Annotated in this window: 15 protein-coding genes and 1 pseudogene; 5 read left to right on the top strand and 11 right to left on the bottom strand. The window is 53.1% G+C overall.

The genetic code is table 11. The features are described 5' to 3' along the window. Both VCU37_RS04790 and VCU37_RS04795 read left to right on the top strand, forming a co-directional pair. Positions 1-200: pseudogene (locus VCU37_RS04790) on the top strand (hypothetical protein); the annotation flags it as partial. Between the two features lie 30 nt (positions 201-230). Continuing rightward, a complete protein-coding gene (locus VCU37_RS04795; protein ID WP_336249473.1) occupies positions 231-428 on the top strand; it encodes a hypothetical protein in 198 nt (65 codons plus the stop codon). 145 nt (positions 429-573) lie between these two features. Here VCU37_RS04795 and VCU37_RS04800 read toward each other — a convergent pair whose 3' ends face one another. The 5 genes from VCU37_RS04800 to VCU37_RS04820 all read right to left on the bottom strand — a co-directional run bounded on the left by VCU37_RS04800 (position 574) and on the right by VCU37_RS04820 (position 8,556). Next, complete coding sequence (locus VCU37_RS04800; RefSeq protein ID WP_336249474.1) at positions 574-2,109, bottom strand: FGGY-family carbohydrate kinase; 1,536 nt, start codon at positions 2,107-2,109, stop codon at positions 574-576. 158 nt (positions 2,110-2,267) lie between these two features. Further along, positions 2,268-3,239, bottom strand: a complete 972-nt coding sequence (locus VCU37_RS04805; protein ID WP_336249475.1) for a DM13 domain-containing protein — start codon at positions 3,237-3,239, stop codon at positions 2,268-2,270. Between the two features lie 233 nt (positions 3,240-3,472). Continuing rightward, complete coding sequence (meaB, locus tag VCU37_RS04810) at positions 3,473-4,477, bottom strand: methylmalonyl Co-A mutase-associated GTPase MeaB (protein WP_336249476.1); 1,005 nt, start codon at positions 4,475-4,477, stop codon at positions 3,473-3,475. A gap of 6 nt (positions 4,478-4,483) precedes the next feature. Then, entirely contained in the window at positions 4,484-6,673 is a 2,190-nt protein-coding gene (gene scpA, locus VCU37_RS04815) for a methylmalonyl-CoA mutase (protein WP_336249477.1), read from the bottom strand. Positions 6,674-6,675: 2 nt separating this feature from the next. Next, entirely contained in the window at positions 6,676-8,556 is a 1,881-nt protein-coding gene (locus VCU37_RS04820; RefSeq protein WP_336249478.1) for a methylmalonyl-CoA mutase family protein, read from the bottom strand. A gap of 237 nt (positions 8,557-8,793) precedes the next feature. Here VCU37_RS04820 and VCU37_RS04825 point away from each other — a divergent pair, with 237 nt between their 5' ends. Continuing rightward, positions 8,794-9,771 carry a lysylphosphatidylglycerol synthase transmembrane domain-containing protein gene (locus VCU37_RS04825; protein ID WP_336249479.1) on the top strand — a complete coding sequence of 326 codons (978 nt, stop codon included), beginning with the start codon at positions 8,794-8,796 and terminating at the stop codon, positions 9,769-9,771. 13 nt (positions 9,772-9,784) lie between these two features. Here VCU37_RS04825 and VCU37_RS04830 read toward each other — a convergent pair whose 3' ends face one another. From VCU37_RS04830 to VCU37_RS04850, 5 genes are all read right to left on the bottom strand, one after another. After that, complete coding sequence (locus tag VCU37_RS04830) at positions 9,785-10,417, bottom strand: response regulator transcription factor (RefSeq protein ID WP_336249550.1); 633 nt, start codon at positions 10,415-10,417, stop codon at positions 9,785-9,787. Between the two features lie 44 nt (positions 10,418-10,461). Continuing rightward, entirely contained in the window at positions 10,462-11,727 is a 1,266-nt protein-coding gene (locus tag VCU37_RS04835; RefSeq protein ID WP_336249480.1) for a GAF domain-containing sensor histidine kinase, read from the bottom strand. 59 nt (positions 11,728-11,786) lie between these two features. After that, the gene (locus VCU37_RS04840; RefSeq protein ID WP_336249481.1) at positions 11,787-13,583 is read right to left on the bottom strand and encodes an acetyl-CoA carboxylase biotin carboxylase subunit; all 1,797 of its coding nucleotides are present in this window, start codon (positions 13,581-13,583) and stop codon (positions 11,787-11,789) included. Between the two features lie 205 nt (positions 13,584-13,788). After that, positions 13,789-14,106 carry a hypothetical protein gene (locus tag VCU37_RS04845; protein WP_336249482.1) on the bottom strand — a complete coding sequence of 106 codons (318 nt, stop codon included), beginning with the start codon at positions 14,104-14,106 and terminating at the stop codon, positions 13,789-13,791. 12 nt (positions 14,107-14,118) lie between these two features. Beyond that, positions 14,119-15,675, bottom strand: coding sequence for an acyl-CoA carboxylase subunit beta (locus VCU37_RS04850; RefSeq protein ID WP_336249483.1), 1,557 nt, complete (start codon positions 15,673-15,675; stop codon positions 14,119-14,121). Positions 15,676-15,728: 53 nt separating this feature from the next. Between VCU37_RS04850 and VCU37_RS04855 the strand changes: the two genes are divergently transcribed. Then, positions 15,729-16,556: a biotin--[acetyl-CoA-carboxylase] ligase gene (locus tag VCU37_RS04855; protein WP_336249484.1), complete on the top strand. Its 828-nt coding sequence runs from the start codon at positions 15,729-15,731 to the stop codon at positions 16,554-16,556. After that, on the top strand, positions 16,553-17,503 hold the full coding sequence (locus VCU37_RS04860; RefSeq protein ID WP_336249485.1) for a hypothetical protein: 951 nt from the start codon (positions 16,553-16,555) through the stop codon (positions 17,501-17,503). Before VCU37_RS04855 ends, VCU37_RS04860 begins: the two co-directional genes overlap by 4 nt. A 135-nt stretch (positions 17,504-17,638) precedes the next feature. Here the strand turns inward: VCU37_RS04860 and VCU37_RS04865 are convergent, their stop codons facing one another. Then, entirely contained in the window at positions 17,639-18,169 is a 531-nt protein-coding gene (locus VCU37_RS04865; RefSeq protein WP_336249486.1) for a hypothetical protein, read from the bottom strand. Positions 18,170-18,234 lie beyond the last annotated feature (65 nt).

Genomic DNA, 18,234 nt, shown 5'->3' on the forward strand with positions numbered 1-18,234 from the left:
CCAAAGCCGACGAAGACTCCAAAGCCGATTCCTACCCAGGAACCGCAGGAGCCTCAGAAGCCGCAGCCGATTCCAACCAAGAATCCGCAGCCAAAGCCGACGAAGACTCCAAAGCCGATTCCTACCCAGGAACCGCAGGAGCCTCAGAAGCCGCAGCCGATTCCAACCAAGAATCCGCAGCCAAAGCCGCCAACCTGTGAGGACCTGCTTCCCGGATTAGACATTCCGGAATGCAAGCCGAAGCCCCAGCCGATTCCTACTCAGGAACCGCAGGAGCCACAGCAGCCCCAGCCGATTCCTACCCAGGAACCGCAGGAGCCACAGCAGCCCCAGCCGATTCCTACCCAGGAACCGCAGGAGCCACAGCAGCCCCAGCCGATTCCAACTCAGGAACCGGAAGGCAAGCACCCGCACCAGCACAAGCCTGAAACTTGCTGGAACTGGTTCTTCTGTGGATTCTTCTTCGGAGAGTGGCGCTTCGGTTTCTAAGCTGTACCTCGTTACAACTTAGAGCCTAAGTAACACAACAGAGCCTCGGAGCAGTTGCTCCGAGGCTTTGTCGTACGTAAGTGTCTAGAGCTCTTGATGAGCAGACATTCGACCCATTAGGGTTTTCATGGCTGGGTAAGTATCAAGATAAGCCTGATAGTTAAATTGATACGCTTCATGGGCCTGTGGATCTGGTTCAAGGACCTCCACTACTTTCACCATAGCTGATGCCGCATCGGGAAGATGATCGAATAACCCTGCACCCACACCAGCAAGCATGGCAGATCCAAGGATCGGTCCTTCTGTTACATCAGTAAAGACAAGCGGTACATTCGAAACGTCGGCATGCATCTGCATCCAAAGGCGACTCTTCGTAGGACCGCCAGATACAACCACTTCTTCCGGTGGGTACCCGTTCTCGCGCATTGTACGGAATATGTTTTCTGTTCCGAAACAGATGCCTTCCAATATCGCTCTATACAGATGACCCTCAGTATGGGCAAGACTTAAGCCCCAAAACATACCTCTGGATCGTGGGTCAGAATAGGGAGCACGATTGCCTTGAAAATGGTCCAGCATCACAAGGCCGTCGCAACCGATTGGGATATCAGCAGCCCAAGCATTGAGGGCTTCATACGCTCCCCGATCATCCTTACTTGCCTGTAATGCAAGCGTATTTTTAAACCAATTGACAATGGTGCCCGTTGATGCTTGACCAGCTTCGATGGTGTATTCCCCAGGAATAATCGCATCGGTAAAGGTGCCCCACAATCCTGGAGCGTGAAGTGGAGTTTGCGACTGTCCAATCATGACATGACTAGACCCTGTGATGAGCGCCAGTTTCCCAGGACTTACAACACCAAGCCCGATTGCGCCCGCATACGCATCAATGATCCCTTCCGCAACGGGGATACCAGCTCGTAATCCCATATCTTCTGCTGCACGTGTTGTCAACTCACCCGCTAGGGCACCGGGTGGCAACATACGACGAGGGAACTTATCGAGAACTTCTAGTGCCCCAGCCTTTTCATACAAGCTTGTGGGCCACCCACCGGTATCGCTGTCATAGAAATACTTGGCCGCAGCGTGACATGTGGAAATAGTCCATTCGCCAGTTAATTCGTGAATCAGCCAGTCCGTGCAATCGGTGATGACCTTGGCTTGTTCAAACACCTCCGGTTCGTTATCACGAATCCAAATGAGTTTTGGTGCACCCCACTCGGCAGAAACTGGACCGTGACCGCTGTATTTGAGCGCCGGATCACCAGTAGCCCGCAATTGTTCGGCTTGTTCAATGGCACGAACATCCATCCAAAGCATGGCTGGCCGCAGCGGTTTATCGTTCGCATCGACCGTGACCACGGTCGCAGACGTGGAATCGACCGAGATGCCTGCGATCGCATCAGGATGAACTTGGGCGGTATCCATAGCTTGCCGAACTGCAGTAACAACGCATTGCCACCAATCATCAGGATTCTGTTCAGCACGACCAGGCCGAGGGTATGTCGTTTCCCATTCGGAGGTGCCTACCCCTTTTAGCGTTCCTGTTGTTGAGAATACCCCTGCACGAGCACCTCCTGTGCCCATATCAATACCTAATAAATACGGTCCACCAGTCATTGCTACTCCTTGTCATTCACGCCCTATGGGCTGGTCAGAACAGAGTCAGCCTTGCATATTTGCGGCCTTATCGGCCATTTTCAGTTAGCCAAAGTTCAATCGGAGGTAACAGAAAGGACCAAGGCAAACATGCCTTGGTCCCAATATCGGTACGCTACTTAAACGAGTGGTGCGGCGCCGAAGGAGACGTCGAACTGGTCACACCAAAGGTCCACACTCTTCCATTTGGTGGGGTCGAAGTCGTCGGGGAGGTCGTAGACCTGGTTGCCTTTGTTGCCCTTGATGACGCCGAGGTCGATCTTGTCGTGGTCGCCAGCGGCTTTCAGACCAGCGATACCGTCTACCACTTCACCGGCGCTGACCCATACGTGCACGTCAGGGCCATTAGAGGTATCGAGGTTCTCAAAGATCAGTTGATGCTTCCCATTTTCCAAACGAACAACACTGGCCTTACCGGTGGTGGCATGTTCGTGCTTGATGAAATCACCGGAGGTTACGATGACCGGACCAGACTGTTCAGCCATAACCATGGTTTCACTGGTGCTTGTTGTGTCGGTCGAGCTACTGCTATCTGCCTTCAGATTCAACGGTGCGGCGCCGAAGGAGACGTCGAACTGGTCACACCAAAGGTCAATACTCTTCCATTTGGTGGGGTCGAAGTCGTCGGGGAGGTCGTAGAGCTGGTTGCCTTTGTTGCCCTTGATGACGCCGAGGTCAATCTTGTCGTGGTCGCCAGCGGCTTTCAGACCAGCGACGCCGTCTACCACTTCACCCGCGCTGACCCATACGTGCACGTCAGGACCGTTAGAGGTGTCCAGGTTCTCAAATGCTAACTGGTACTTACCGTTAGCGAGCTGAACGATGCTTGCCTTGCCGGTTGTTTCGTGTTCGTGGGAAATAAAGTCACCGTCGGCAACAAGGGAGGCGGCCCCATCGTTGGAAAGCGTGGACGCCATTTCAGATGAATCAACCATCTGGACTGATGCACTGGTGATGGGGAGTGGTTGGTTGACTGTTTTGTCAACAAATAACAGCCACGGCTTGAAGAGCCACAGGCCGCCACTGACAAGAAGAAGACCACCAGCAATAGAGGCGCCTACGACCTTCGGGTTTTGGAACTTAACTGCCATCAGAAATACCTTTCAATCACGTTTGTTCTAAGGGCTCGTTAAGGTACCCGTCAGTCCTGCTGTGTGTGGGACTATCTTCAGTAAAGACAACTTTAGATAGTCGAAACGATAGAACTTGTAGCTACCGAGGTTTGTCGTTTACCTTCCCTTAACCGGCCGAGGAAAGCACTTGGCGAAATGTAGAAACAAAAAACCAGGCCAGCACGATGGCCGGCCTGGTTCTATCAGTTGACTTATTCTTTCAATAAATAGGCTCGTTCAACAAAGGCGGCAAGGATCGCATTAGCTGCATCCATTGCATTGGTTCCTTCGTCGTCAAGATCGTGTTCGACGCGATCAGCTACGGCTTTGATCTCGGGGTCATTCTCCAATAATGTCAACACTTCGTTACGAACCAAGCTCCACAACCACTGTCGTTGTTGGCGACGACGTCGTGCAATAAGGGAACCAGTATCCTCAAGGCGTTGACGATGATCGGTAATCGCTTTCCAGACCTCATCGAGGCCTTCTCCCGTTGTCGATGAACAGGTGAGCACCTCAGCAGGTTCACGTTCGCTACCGGCAACAAGTTTGAGCGCCATTCTTAGCTCACGAGCCGCAATGCGTGCAGGAGCTGCATTGGCACCATCGGCTTTGTTCACGGCGATAACGTCAGCGAGCTCCAAGATTCCGCGCTTAATCCCTTGGAGTGAATCTCCGGTATTGGCCGCATGCAACATGAGGAAGGTATCAACCATCTCACTTACCGCAATTTCTGATTGGCCAACACCAACCGTCTCGACAAAGACAGCCCCGTACCCAGCGGCTTCACAAATCACCATAGCTTCACGGGTTGCACGAGCCACACCGCCAAGATGATTGCCTGATGGTGACGGGCGAATAAAGGTGTTATCAAGCATCGCCAATTCGCCCATGCGGGTGCGGTCACCAAGGATAGACCCACCCGTTTGCGAGGATGACGGGTCAACGGCGAGTACGGCCAACTTCATCCCGTGTTCGTTGACCAGTCGCATGCCCAGTGCATTGATAAAGGTGGACTTCCCCGCCCCAGGGACACCGGAGATGCCAACACGAACGGCACCTCCGGTATGGGGTGTGAGAAGGCGTAACAACTCGTGAGCAATATCACGGTGAGCCGGTTTTTTTGACTCAACCATCGTGATTGCTCGGGCGATGTGCGCCCGTGAGCTAGCTAAAACGCCTTCAGCTAGCTCAGGGGCAGTTGGTGCCTTTGCCACGAGCGGTTATTCTTCGACTCGCTTGAGCAGCTCTTCGAGCACGCCCACTGCAGCGGTAGAAATAACAGTACCGGGCGGGAAGATGGCATCGGCGCCATTTTGACGCAGTTCCTCAAAGTCCTGCTCAGGGATAACACCACCAACAACCACCATGATGTCTGGACGGCCTAGCTTGTCTAACTCAGCGCGAAGCTCAGGTACCAAGGTCAAGTGACCGGCTGCAAGTGAGGATGCCCCTACCACGTGGACGTCAGATTCAACCGCTTGACGGGCCGTTTCTTCTGGCGTCTGGAAGAGTGGTCCGACGTCAACGTCAAAGCCCAAGTCAGCAAAGCCAGTAGAGATAACCTTCTGGCCACGGTCGTGACCATCCTGGCCCATCTTTGCTACCAAGATACGAGGACGGCGACCTTCAGCTTCTTCAAACTTCTCAATCAGTTCGCGTGCCTCGTTCATCTTGCCAGTCCTCCCGGCTTCCTTCGCGTACACCCCTTCAATCATGTTGATCTTAGCGGTGTAACGACCAAAGACCTTCTCCAACGCATCACTGATTTCACCCAATGATGCCTTGTTTCGTGCCGCTTGGATGGATAGCGCTAACAAGTTCCGATCTGGGTCGGAGGAATCAGGGTTTGCCGCGGCCCACGTGATCTTGTCAAGACTTTGCTGGACCTGCTCTTCATCACGTTCAGCGCGGAGGCGTTCCAACTTGGCAACCTGTGCTTCGCGCACTGCCTTATTGTCCACCTTCAACACTTCGAAGGGTTCTTCTTGGTCCAAAACGTACTTGTTCACACCGATCAGGGGCTGACGGCCAGAGTCAATACGCGCCTGAGTGCGTGCTGCCGCTTCTTCAATACGTAGCTTGGGGATACCCTGCTCAATAGCCAACGCCATACCACCGGCAGCCTCGACTTCTTGAATGTGTCCCCACGCCTTACGCGCGATGTCATAGGTGAGCTTTTCGATATAGGCCGAACCACCCCAAGGGTCAGCAGATCGGGTGGTCCCTGATTCTTGCTGGATGAAAAGCTGGGTGTTACGGGCAATACGAGCCGAGAAGTCAGTCGGCAACGCAACCGCTTCGTCAAGTGCGTTCGTGTGCAAGCTCTGCGTGTGGCCCTGCGTTGATGCCATTGCCTCAATACAGGTACGCATCACGTTGTTATACACGTCCTGAGCAGTCAGCGACCACCCCGAGGTCTGTGAGTGAGTACGCAAACTCATGGACTTGGGGTTCTTAGGTTTGAACTGGCGGACCAGGCGTGCCCACAACATACGAGCTGCACGCATCTTGGCAATTTCCATGAATGGGTTCATGCCAATGGCCCAGAAGAAACTCAAACGAGGGGCGAAGGCATCCACATTCAATCCCACACTCTCACCAGCGCGGATGTAATCAACCCCGTCAGCCAGCGTGTACGCCATTTCCAGGTCTAAGGTGGCACCAGCTTCTTGCATGTGGTAGCCAGAAATGGAGATGGAGTTAAAGCGAGGCATATTCGCACTTGTAAAGGCGAAAATCTCACTGATAATACGCATAGATGGCAGGGGTGGATACACGTAAGTATTACGCACCATGAACTCTTTCAGAATGTCATTCTGAATCGTTCCGGCAAGCTGCTCAGGTTTGACCCCTTGTTCTTCAGCAGCCACAACATAGAGCGCGAGCACGGGCAACACGGCACCGTTCATCGTCATGGACACACTCATCTGATCGAGTGGAATCCCGTCAAAGAGCTGACGCATATCCAAGATGGAGTCAACGGCTACGCCAGCCATACCAACGTCGCCGGTTACACGGGGGTGATCAGAGTCATACCCCCGGTGGGTGGCCAAGTCAAAGGCGATTGAAAGCCCTTTCTGGCCAGCGGCAAGGTTACGGCGATAGAAGGCATTAGATTCTTCAGCAGTGGAGAACCCGGCGTACTGGCGAATGGTCCATGGTCGGAACACGTACATGGTGGCATAGGGGCCACGCAAGAAGGTTGGAATACCGGGGTATTGATGCAAGAAATCTAGGTCTTGTAGATCGTCGTTCGTATACACCCCAGGAACATCAATATGTTCTGGTGTTTCCCACGCATGGAACTTTTCTTCGAATGCGGCTTTGTCAAGGGCAGCCGCAAACGCCTCGCGGTCATCCTTTGGGGTGGAGAGGTTCAGATCTACGTTTGCAAATGATGGGACACTCATGCTTACTGCACTCCCAGGGTTTCAAGGGTTTCATTCAAGAAGGCAACGACGTCCATACCCATAGCTACGGTGCCGTCAAAGACACTTGCGTCACCATCACCAATCTCTTTGATATTGCCAGCAAGGAGAACCTTCTCGGCACCAGCTTCTTTCAGCGCGTTGGCGACATCAACGGCTTGGCTGGCATATACCTTTGCGCTGGAGCACAAGATGGCCATGGGCGAGCCATTTTCCTTGAATGCGGCAGCGATCTCTTCTGGTGTGCCACCTTCGTGACTGACCGTTTGAATGGCGCCGACGTGTACAAGGTTAGAGGTGAACATTTCACGACCACCAAAGTCGCGGCGAGCACCCAAACAAGCTAGGAACACATTGGGCTGCCCAGCGGCAATAGCGCGGTCACGGATCGCCTCAAAGAGTTCAGCGTCACGGTGTCGTTCAATCCCGTTCAATTCAAGGGGGGCAGGACGTGGCGCACGATCAAGGCTGTCGTTCTCAACCTTGGGGAACTCGCTTACGCCGGTACGGCCCAATTTACGGGTGGATAACCGCTTTGCGCGTTCTTTGACGCTGGCTTGGACGTCGGCTTCAAGTTTGCCGCTGCTCAAATAGGCCTGGATACCACCCTCGGCTTCGACTGCTTGAATCAATTCCCAAGACTTTTCAGCCAGTGCAAGGGTGTGGCTCTCCACCCACCAAGCACCACCAGCCGGGTCGTTCACCCGCCCGATATTGGCTTCTTCACTCAAAATGACCTGGGTATTACGAGCCATACGCCGTGAGAAGGAATTGGGCAACCCATACGCGGTATCAAAGGGCAACACCGTCACAATTTCTGCCATACCTACTGCGGCTGCAAAGCACTGAATAGTGCCACGAAGCAGGTTCACATAGGGATCTTCACGACTAATTTCACGCCATGAGGTGATTGCATGTTGGCGTGCTCCGCGCTTCTCTTCAGTGACACCAAGCACTTCTCCGACTCGGTGCCACACAAGGCGCAGTGAACGCAAGCGTGCAATCGTCGGGAACTGGTCAACCGTGGAACTGACGCGGAATAAAATACTTTCGAACGCCGTATCGACGTCAACGCCCTGTTCGACGAGGGCACGCACATAGGCGATACCGGTGGCTATGGTGAACGCCATTTCCTGGGCGGGTGTTGCGCCCATGTCGTGATAGAGGCTTCCGTCAACAACGAGAGGTGTTACACCGGGCCAGTTCGCAGTGCGATCAACCCATGTTTTGAGGTTACTCAGGTCGGCTTCTTGGCCGGTGAGAGCTGCCGTCAAAATGGGGTCAACACCTAAGTTGCCTACAAGTGAATCAGGGTCGGCTCCGCTCTGTTCAAAAAACGATGCCAATGCCTCCGCAGCTCGTTCTGTATCCGCGAAGCTGGACACGGCGATCCCTGCAATATCGACAATAACCCCTTCAAGGGTGCGCGGTAAGTCCTCAGCCTTGACCGCATCGTCGTCAATACGCAGCCACACACTCGTGGCACCACGTTCAAAGTCTTCAAGGACGGCTTTGTTGGTGGCAACAGGGTCGGGGTCTTCATGTAATTGGCGGATATCCCAAGCATCGGCTTGGCCACCGCGTACCGTGGTCCCACGGGTGAAGGGTGCCTGACCTGGAAGGCCCAGCACTTCGACACTATCTTCATCCTTTAAATACAGGGGTTTGGTTACCAGGCCATCAATACTGATGTGGGTCAAACGCTTCATCGCCTGTTCGACGTTTAGCTCTTTACCTTCTGGACGGCCACGATTAAGCACCTTGAGGACTTCAACTTCCCACTGTTCATGCGTCGGAGCATCGAAGTCAGCGGCTAAATCGAGGTGGTCCACCTGTGATGGGTTATCGGGGGTGTTCTCGCTCATCGCTCTCCCGTTCGACGGCGTACCGTCGAGATTGCGGTTTCGGCGCGAACACATACCTCTGCGGCCCCTCGCGCCGACTGGACAAGGATCAGGGGCGTAATCATTGATAACACGTTAATACAGAATCGTACTTCTGCTTAGGCCTGTAGTCCCTTATTTGGCCTGTTGTGGCCTCAAAATCTGGTCTTTTCTGGAGTGCTTGGGATGTGCGGGTTTTAGGGCAGACTGGGAACTCGTATGAAACACAAAGCAAGCGTGCATGAGGTCCTACGCGTTGGGGTCGGATTAGTGACCCTTGTGGGCTGTTTGTGGATCTTATATATCACCCTTGATGGTAATTGGGCGCAAGCATGGCAAGCCCTCACTCCCGTTGTTGGGGGAGTGTCGCTGGTAAGTATTAGCCTTCACGCCTGGGCGAATGCAATGTTGGCTGCCCAGTGGGGACGAATGCTCGATGCCTTAGGAAGTCACCTCCCTCGGGCCACCGTTGCATGGCTATGGACCCGTGCCCAACTCACCCGATTTGCTATCGGCTCTGCCGGGCTCGTTAGCCGCCCACTTCTTGCACGGTCACAAGGTGTTCCACTCGATATTGGTACGTCTACGACTGTCTTAGAATCGGTATGGCTCATGGCTATGTTGGGTATGGGCCTTCCCTTTGCCGCCACCTTATTACCGGCAGTCAGTATCTGGGTTTGGGTTGCGGGTGCTGGTTGCGCCCTACTGGTCATCGGGTTGACGGTGATGCCTTCACGGGTGCTCCGCCCACTACAGTGGGTACGACCCACCCTGGTAACAACCGGACTTGAGGGTCATGGCTGGCGTATCACCCGCGGTTACATCAGCCAGATCGTGTTGCGTGCAGCGGTGTTCGTGCTGCTCGCCATAGCGATCAATCCATCATCAGCAACCAATTGGATGCTCGTTGTTGGGGCGTTTGTGCTGTCTTACCTTGTTGGCTGGTTATTTATCTTCAGTCCTGGTGGCCTTGGACCACGAGAGGCCGTCGCCGGCCTCGTACTAAGCCAAGCCGGTCTCGAGAGTGGTCAGGTGATCGCCCTTGTGGCTCTCGCCAGAGTCGTTGAAGTACTCGGTGAGCTGCTCTATGTCAGCAAGGTACAAAGACCTGAACCTACTGAAGATGCGGCTGCGCAAGACAAATCTGAACACCTCGAAAAAGGTGCACACAAAACGCTACATGCCGATGATGGCTAGGAGGCAAGGAGGATTAGTGGCTTCCTCGATTGGAGTTAGTAAATAAATAAGCTGCCGCCTCGGTACGCCGGTTAACATCTAATTTCGTTAGGATGACCGAGACATAGTTTTTAATCGTCTTTTCAGCTAACCCAAGATGTTCACCAATCTGTCGATTGGTTTCACCATCAGCAATATGGTCAAGAATCCGTCGTTCAGTCGGCGTTAACCGCGCCAAACGGGGGTCTTCACCGGCATGAGGATCTCGGATACGTTCAAGGACTTGGCTCGTCACACTCGGGTCCAACAAACTCTCGCCCGATGCAATACGCCGGATTCCATCAATCAGATCGGTTCCACGTACCTGCTTCAATAAGTAGCCGCTCGCACCCGCCATAATGGCGTCGAAGAGGGCTTGATCATCAGTGAATGATGTCAAAATGAGAACCTTCACGTCCTCATTTTCGGTTCGTATTTCTCGGCACGCCTCTACTCCCGATCCGTCGGGTAAACGCAAATCCATCACGACTACGTGAGGGACGTGTGCACGAGCGGCATGGATTGCTTCTGCCGTGGTCGATGCCTCAGCACAGACCGTTAGATCGCCAGAGGCGTTGATCATGGACCGGAGCCCTTGGCGGACGACTTCGTGGTCGTCCACCAACATCACCCGAACATGGGGTTGGGTGCGTGTAGCACGTTGGGGTTCGCTCACAATTGCTCCTTGGTAGTTTGCGAGGGAATTGTCAGGAAAACTGAGGTGCCACTCCCAATCTTGGACGTAATCCTCAGTTGCCCACCTATCAGATTGGCCCGTTCAGCCATGGTTTCTAACCCATGGCCTACGGTTGGTTGTGTTTGGTCAAAACCACAGCCGTTGTCATTGACCGTGATTTCTATGCCGTGCTCTCCGCTGGTAGCACGAATTGAGACCGATTTCGCTTTGGCATGCTTGCGAATATTATGGAGTGCCTCTTTTATGAGGTACACGACATCGTGGACAAGATGATCAGGTACCTCGTTACTCACTTGCGAAGAGATAGCAATACTTGGTCGGACTCCGGTGGTGTATTCAAACTCACGCGCTAACGTCACCGCAGCATGTTGCAACGATGTGCGTTGATCGCTTGTTTCACTATCACGGAGTTGGTAAATCGTTGATCGGATTGACTGAATCGTTTCGTCAACCTGATCTACGAGTCGTTGAAGGTCATTAGCCAGTTCAGGGCTAGAAACCTCAATGGTTTGTGACATGAGATCGAGGCTCATCCCCAAACTAAATAGATTTTGCATCACGCCGTCATGCATATCGCGGGCAATACGGCTGCGTTCATCACTGAGTAGCACACCACGCAACCGTTCGGCGAGAACAGAGGTTTGAATGGCAGCTCCGGCTTGCGAGCAAAGGACTTCGAGGACCTTAGCATCGTCAGTTGAAAAGCCTTCAGGCTTTTCTGCGAGATAGAGGTTGCCAAATACACGACCATCTACTTCTAGTGGTGCTCCCAAAAAATTAGACATCGGGGGATGCCCCTCGGGAAGTGGAATGGAATCAGGGTGTGCTGGAAGGTCGTTGGTGATGACGAGTTGTTCCTCAAAAATCGTTTTGCCGAGTATCCCGCGGCCAACTGGGTGCGGACCAATATTTGAAGCGGTTTCGTCGTCAATACCGTCATAAATAAACTGCACGATATGGTCACGGGTTTCGTTTTCATCTACCTCATGCACATTGGTGGTCAAGACACCCATGGCGGCATATTTGGCTCCCGTTGCGGTTCGAGCTGCCTTGACAATCTTGGGAAGTAATTCATCCATAGGAATGGCTTGCCGACGCAATGCAGAAACCTCAGATAATGCATAGAGGTAGCGATCATCCATGCGAGAAACCTGAAGTGGGCTGGATGACTGCCGAGGCCCGCCATGCCCAGTAATTGGGCAAGCGGTTGACGGCGGTGAGGAAGAACGAGGTGCGCCCATACCGTTAGTCTAAGGAATTTCCAGTTGAGTTACGACTTTATTCATATGCAAAAAGGACTTTAGCCCTCATCGCCCTCTGCATCGACCGTAACCATGGCTTGACCCGTATTGACCGTATCGCCAACGGCAACGGCAACATCCTTAACGATTCCAGCATGGGGAGCTTTAATCGCATTCTCCATCTTCATGGCTTCGAGTACGACAAGTGTTTGATCCTTTTCAACCGTCTCACCATCGGAGACGTTTACCTTAACGACGGTTCCTTGCATTGGTGCCGTGATGGTGCCTGCTCCCACGTTTGAAGGCCCACTACTCCCAGAGCGTGTTCGACGTTTGGGTGTTGCAGCAGCCGCTTTGGCGCCCATCAACCCACGAACCGTAACTTCTATGCGCTTGCCATCTACCTCAACAACCACGTTGTGTCGTGAAGCAGCTTCCTCGGCCACATTTGGGACGAGTGCAGGCTCGATGGATGATAAGTCCCAGTCACGCTCAACCGTATTGGTCGTAATCTGCATCTGAATGAAGTCAGGGGAGACGAGGGCGTAGTTGAAAAAATCAACGGTGGTAGGCACCCCCTCAATCTGGAGCTCGTGCAAAGCACGAATGAGCCGGCGTCGTGCCTGATCTCGTGTCCGTCCTTGGACAATGACTTTGCCAATTAATGAGTCATAGATGCGCGGTATCTCCCAGCCAGTCGTACCCACAGAATCCATGCGAACCCCTGGCCCTTGTGGCGGGACCCATTTGGTGATTAGACCTGGGCTTGGGACAAAACCAAGGCCAACATTCTCAGCGTTGATACGCGCCTCAATCGCGTGACCTTTAGCAAAAATATCGTCTTGCCCGAAGGGGAGTGATTGGCCGGCTGCGGTTCGAAACTGCCATTCAACGAGATCAATGCCAATGACTTCTTCTGTCACCGGATGCTCGACTTGTAACCGTGTGTTCATTTCTAAGAAATAGAACTCACCGTCTTGGTACAAGTACTCACAGGTACCCGTGGTCGTGTAGCCAACAGCTTTGGCAACCCGCACACTCGACTCACCCATTGCTTTCCGAATTTCATCGGGGATACCAGGTGCCGGGGCTTCTTCAATCAACTTTTGGTGGCGGCGCTGCAACGTACAGTCGCGGTCGCCGAGATAGAGCGTATTGCCTTGTTGATCAGCAAGGATCTGAACCTCCACATGCCGCGGGTGTTCGAGATAGCGCTCGACGTAAACTTCCCCACGCCCAAACGCAGTCACTGCCTCACGTTGAGCGCTTTCCAGCGCTTCAACCAGGTCTCGATCGGCGCGTACAACCTTCATCCCACGGCCACCACCGCCATATGCCGCCTTGATGATCAATGGGTATCCGTGCTCTTGGGCAAACGCTTTGACAACTTCAGGGTCTGACGTTGGCTCCATTAACCCTGGAACAATGGGACAATCAGCTGCAACGGCAGCCTCACGGGCACTGATTTTGTCACCCATTGAGTTAATAGAGTCAGGGGATGGCCCAATCCATGTACACCCCGCTTCGACCACAGCATTGGCAAAATCGACGTTTTCACTTAAGAAGCCATAGCCAGGATGCACGGCTTTTGCCCCGGAACGCTCAATCGCCTCAAGAATATGGTCAACATTCAAATAACTATCTGCTGCGGGTCCTGAACCGATGAGATACGCCTCATCTGCATGATGGAGCCAGGGTGCTTCCGCGTCAGCCTCTGAATACACCGCAATACTTTTGAGACCAAGGTCTCTGCATGTTCGGAACACTCGGAGGGCGATTTCACCACGGTTAGCAACTAACACGGGGCCAAACCCATCTAGTGGGGGGAGCTGATCATTAAACAGCAACTCTTGCATTGTGCTCCTTTGTCATTGGCGGTTCGAATCATGGTAAACCACAACAGGCCGTAATATTGAATCCAAACGAAATGGTAGGACCATTACCGTATGGAAAGTAAGGGTTACCTAAGTGTTCGTTGTTCTGGCGTTGATCAAACTCATTCGATACTGAGGGCCAAATGGCTGAAGACCTTACCGGGGGCTTCCCCTTGATATAACCTGCTTATCGTCTGCTAAACCATGAACGATTACTGCGGGCGTTCAATCGGGGATCCGCAGCGCTGATGAATGGTGACTGATAAAGACGTTCGGCTTTAGAAGCCACGCTCCAAGCCGTCACATCATCGTGTTCCAAACGATCTTCAGCCATCACCGTGCGCAAGCCCAAGAGTACGGCACTGATGATGGCGATTTCGTTTTGAGTTGGATTGCCACGTGTGACACTGGCGATACCACTGAGCGCTGAGTCATCATCTGGAACGATGGTGCCCGGCGGGAGGGCAACGCCAAGTTCGGCACTGGTTTGAAATTGCTTTCCCATATGCGCCCTCCCCTATAAGGGAATATTTCCATGCTTGCGGGCAGGTGAATACTCACGCTTGGTATGGGTGAGTCGAAGGCCGCGGATAAGAGCTTGCCGTGTTTCAGCAGGTTCAATGACATCATCAATATAGCCCATTTGAGCTGCCTGCCATGGGGTATTGAATCGTTCTTCATACGCTTCAATAAAGGTGTTTGCCGTTGCCTCAGGGTCCTCGGCACTCGCAATGGCGCGACGGTGCAAGACGTTAACGGCACCCTTCGCACCCATGACGGCGATTTCAGCTGTGGGCCAAGCCAGATTCACGTCTCCTCCAACATGCTTTGACCCCATCACAATGTACGCACCACCGTAGGCTTTCCGCGTGATGACAGTCAACTTGGGTACGGTCGCTTCACAATAGGCGTACAAGAGCTTTGCACCGCGGTTAATAATCCCATCCCACTCTTGTTCAGTGCCAGGTAAGAAACCAGGAACATCGACAAAACTCACAATAGGAATATTGAATGCATCACAAGTTCGGATAAAACGAGCAGCCTTCTCACTGGCATGCGTATCTAAACAACCTGCCATCGCCATTGGTTGGTTACCGACGACACCTACGGTGTGGCCATCGAGGCGCCCAAACCCGATAACGACGTTTGTGGCAAAGTGCTCCTGGATTTCACAAAACTCATGTTCATCTACCACCGTGCGAATAATGTCCCGAACGTCATACGGGATGTTCGGGCTATCGGGCATGAAGGTGTTGAGCTGGTTATCGAGCCGGTCCGGATCGTCTGCGGTTGCAATCGTCGGAGGGGTTTCAAGGTTGTTTTGAGGCAAAAACCCGAGCAAATACTTGATGTCCTCAATGCAATCTTCGTCGCTGTCGGCAGCAAAATGGGCAACACCCGTTTTTGTGGAGTGGGTGTCTGCACCACCAAGCTCCTCCATAGTCACTTGTTCGCCCGTGACCGTTTCAATCACACTAGGGCCGGTAATAAACATGTGGGAGGTCTCACGCACCATCAGGATGAAATCCGTCATGGCAGGTGAATACACAGCTCCACCAGCACAGGGTCCCATGATCGCAGTAATTTGAGGGATAACGCCACTGGCACGAACATTGTCTCGGAAAATGACGCCGTAGCCAGCCAAAGCGCCCACACCTTCTTGAATACGGGCACCACCGGAGTCGTTCAGTCCGATGATAGGGACACCCATCTTCATGGCAAGTTTCTGGATTTTCTGAATCTTGTCAGCGTGGACTTCACCCAACGAACCACCAAAGACAGTGAAATCCTGGGCATAGACGCATACAGGGCGCCCATCAATGGTGCCATGTCCCGCGATAACCCCATCGCCAGGAATGCGCTGGTCGCCCAATCCAAAATCATCAGTTCGATGAATCCGGTAGCGGTCAATCTCAGTGAAGGAGTCTGGATCGACCAGGAGATTGATGCGCTCGCGAGCGGTTAATTTTCCCCGGTCATGTTGCTTCTTGATTTGTTCATCGGTGCCAGCGTGTTCGGCACGGGAGCGGGCCTCATGTAACGCCTCAAGATTTTCTGCTGGGGTACGAACCATGGCTACTCCTATCTCGCGGGTATCAGATCATATTAAGGCACACTGGGGGACCTATGCGTTTTACGATCGACGAACTTTCTGCTGCTGCACATTCATGCCAGTGGGTTACTGACGTGATTGCGTTAGAAGAAACTGATTCTACGAATCTTGTTGGGCTTCGTGCAGCTCAAGATGGAGCACCACATTTCACGGTGATTATTGCCGCCCACCAAACCCAAGGTCGTGGCCGCCATGATCGTGTATGGGAAAGCCCTGCAGGGTCATCATTGACCGTCAGCGTGGTTCTTCGCCCCAATCTGGTACCTGAAGATTGGGGGCATATTCCGTTGTTGACTGGTCTAGGCGTTAGTGATGGGTTACGTGAGTACGCTGCCACCATGGATGGGGTTGACCCTGACATGATTGGATTGAAATGGCCCAATGATGTCCTTATCGCTGAGAAGAAGGTATGTGGTGTCCTTCTCGAAGCTGATATTCGTTCTGCACATCTTGATGCTAAAAACGCGGTTGTTGCGGGTTTTGGTATCAATGTGGACTGGCGGGGAGTAACACGCCCAGATGCCTTTGCTGAACGGGCGACCAGCCTCGCTGAATGGGCCGGTTGCGACATTGAAACCCCGAAAGTCTTAACGATGGTGCTGAACGCGCTCTCTCGCCAATGGAGTGAGGTGGGGAACGATCCAGCGGCGAGTATTGCCCGCGTGCGTGAACGATTACGCACCATTGGGCGTTCAGTTTCAGCACTTGGTGACCGTCCAGTACAAGGAACCGCTATCGGGATAACGCCCCAGGGCCATTTGGTCATCATGCCCGATACAGTTAATTCCAACGACAATACGCCGGTCATTGTTCGAGCGGCAGATGTGGAGCATTTACGATGAGCGATCAACAAGGCCGCTACCGCTATAGCGGCAATGATCCCCAACGCACTCGACCGCTTTCAGACCAAGATGTTGAACGCACCCAGGTAGAACGTGCCTGGACAGAGGATTTTGGGGACTATCGAGAAGGGGAGCCATACTCGGCTGATGATGCCGGGTTTGGGCCGAGTGAACGGTCCGGTACAGCTCGAAGTGCCAGCCGGAGCCGAAGGGTCCATCAACCTGCCATCGATCCGGCAGAACAGACGCGTACCGAAGCGCGGTATGAAGAAACGGGTTATGTCAGCCAACGTGGCCAGGCCTATCAGCGTGACCCACGCTTTGACTCCGATGGAGGACCGCGTCGCCAATCCGTGCGCCTGTCTCCTCGAGAAGACGACCAAGCACCAATGGGGTATTCCCTGTTCACACTGGTATTGGCGTCGCTAGCTGCACTGACAATAGGTGTCGTGGGCACCATTCTTATGGGTGGGCTGGGGAATTCGTCATCATCAACGCCCACGGCGGTTTCCACCATTGACCCGAATGCAGCTACTCCGGATCAAATTAAAACCCTGAATGATGAAGTCGCCAAACTAACGGCAACCATCCAAGAACGTGACGCACAGATTCATAATATTCAGACTGAACTGGATCGGGTGCGCCAGGAGTCAGCAGCTAATAATGCAGCCGCAACTTCTGCGAGCCAGCAAGCTGCCGAGGCAGAACAACGTAAAGCTGCACTTGATGCCCGCGAAGCGGAACTGAATAAGCAAGCTGAAGATTTGAATGCGTTAGCCGAGCAATTACGTAAGCGTGAAGCCGATTTGCGTGCCGGTAATGGTGGCGGAACCTTGCCTAAACCCATTGAAGATGCTGCAAGTGGTGCAGTTGACCAGGCTGCAGGAGCCGCAAGCGAAGGGCTTAATAATGTGATTGATCAAATCCGGCAATCGCTTGGGAACTAGCGCAGAAGGGGAGTGTATTCCTGTCCGAAGATGAAACACTCACCGTTAGAACCCGATACCCTATCCCAGTCTGGCGATGGTACGGACATGGCCGTGCATTGAGGTGCGGCCATATGGGGCCCAGACCAGCACTCGTTATTGGCTCAGGTGTGTGACCTGATCGTCCCGTTTCGATGCCTGTTTTGGTTTGCCACGGGGGATGACATAGGAGATGGCGTTGATGGCGACCACAATGGCGACCCCTTGGAAAAAGGTTTGGTGAATGAGTTGTGGATTCAACACAATTCTGATGCCAAGAGCGATCAAGGCAAGTGCGGCAAGGATATCGAAGATCGTGCCAAGACGAATCTCACTTGTCTTAGCTCGGTAGATGAATACCAACGTGATAGCCACGAACACTGCCATGAAAATGCCGGTATTTGAGGAGAGTGTGCGGTCATCAATAACCGTTATCCCCATACCCAACAAGATGGAACTGCCAATAGCGAAATACGGGATGGGTTTTGTGCTCGTGAACAGGGAGAACCCCAGTACCGCGATTGCGATGAAGGCGTAGGCAACCCCAAGGTACTGCGCATAGAAGAATAGATTCCATAGCGAGGTACTCCAGAGGCTGACCGCGAAGAAGAGGTAGGCCGCACAGGCCATGGCACCGTAAATGTTCATGCCACAAGTATGAATAGAAGAAATGGGTTTGCGATGATTTCGCAAACCCATTTGAAGTCAGATTC

It is taken from the genome of Stomatohabitans albus (assembly GCF_036336025.1).
Taxonomy (GTDB): domain Bacteria; phylum Actinomycetota; class Nitriliruptoria; order Euzebyales; family Euzebyaceae; genus Stomatohabitans; species Stomatohabitans albus.

Bases quoted from the DNA above. Each gene is read 5' to 3' on its own strand.
- VCU37_RS04840 (WP_336249481.1), bottom strand. From the start codon at position 13,583: ATGCAAGAGTTGCTGTTTAATGATCAGCTCCCCCCACTAGATGGGTTT.
- VCU37_RS04860 (WP_336249485.1), top strand. From the start codon at position 16,553: ATGAGCGATCAACAAGGCCGCTACCGCTATAGCGGCAATGATCCCCAA.
- VCU37_RS04795 (WP_336249473.1), top strand. From the start codon at position 231: ATGCAAGCCGAAGCCCCAGCCGATTCCTACTCAGGAACCGCAGGAGCC.
- VCU37_RS04865 (WP_336249486.1), bottom strand. From the start codon at position 18,169: ATGAACATTTACGGTGCCATGGCCTGTGCGGCCTACCTCTTCTTCGCG.
- scpA (WP_336249477.1), bottom strand. From the start codon at position 6,673: ATGAGTGTCCCATCATTTGCAAACGTAGATCTGAACCTCTCCACCCCA.
- VCU37_RS04825 (WP_336249479.1), top strand. From the start codon at position 8,794: ATGAAACACAAAGCAAGCGTGCATGAGGTCCTACGCGTTGGGGTCGGA.
- VCU37_RS04800 (WP_336249474.1), bottom strand. From the start codon at position 2,109: ATGACTGGTGGACCGTATTTATTAGGTATTGATATGGGCACAGGAGGT.
- VCU37_RS04805 (WP_336249475.1), bottom strand. From the start codon at position 3,239: ATGGCAGTTAAGTTCCAAAACCCGAAGGTCGTAGGCGCCTCTATTGCT.
- VCU37_RS04845 (WP_336249482.1), bottom strand. From the start codon at position 14,106: ATGGGAAAGCAATTTCAAACCAGTGCCGAACTTGGCGTTGCCCTCCCG.
- VCU37_RS04830 (WP_336249550.1), bottom strand. From the start codon at position 10,417: ATGTTGGTGGACGACCACGAAGTCGTCCGCCAAGGGCTCCGGTCCATG.
- VCU37_RS04855 (WP_336249484.1), top strand. From the start codon at position 15,729: ATGCGTTTTACGATCGACGAACTTTCTGCTGCTGCACATTCATGCCAG.
- VCU37_RS04820 (WP_336249478.1), bottom strand. From the start codon at position 8,556: ATGAGCGAGAACACCCCCGATAACCCATCACAGGTGGACCACCTCGAT.
- VCU37_RS04850 (WP_336249483.1), bottom strand. From the start codon at position 15,675: ATGGTTCGTACCCCAGCAGAAAATCTTGAGGCGTTACATGAGGCCCGC.
- VCU37_RS04835 (WP_336249480.1), bottom strand. From the start codon at position 11,727: ATGGGCGCACCTCGTTCTTCCTCACCGCCGTCAACCGCTTGCCCAATT.